Origin of the sequence: Pseudomonas sp. SIMBA_041 (assembly GCF_046535095.1) — a bacterium.
GTDB classification, from domain to species: Bacteria; Pseudomonadota; Gammaproteobacteria; order Pseudomonadales; family Pseudomonadaceae; genus Aquipseudomonas; species Aquipseudomonas mucoides.
Genome location: NZ_JAWRXJ010000181.1, coordinates 1 through 287, shown reverse-complemented (window position 1 = coordinate 287; position 287 = coordinate 1). Strand labels below are relative to the sequence as shown.

General features: G+C 49.1%; 1 pseudogene. It reads right to left on the bottom strand.

The features are described 5' to 3' along the window. Positions 1-287: pseudogene (locus SB725_RS30755) on the bottom strand (glutamate--cysteine ligase); the annotation flags it as partial.

Below are 287 nucleotides of genomic sequence, written 5' to 3'. Positions count from 1 at the left end.
GGAAATGGTTTGCATCAGCGCGCCGTAGCGATTTTTCAGCCCTTCACGATACAGCGTTTTAAAGCGTCCGGTGTTAGAAGTGCCGTACTGTGCCAGTTCGATGTCCTGACCTTCTGCGATGTAGCATGGCATACTTAACGGCCACATCCGCTCATCGCCCATATTGCGCGCCGTATAACGATGCAGATCGCGCATAAAGGTCAGCATATGTTCAATATCACCATCCACTGGTGTAATGAATTCCAGCAATGCTTCCGCAAAATCGGTAGTAATCCATTTGTGCGTCA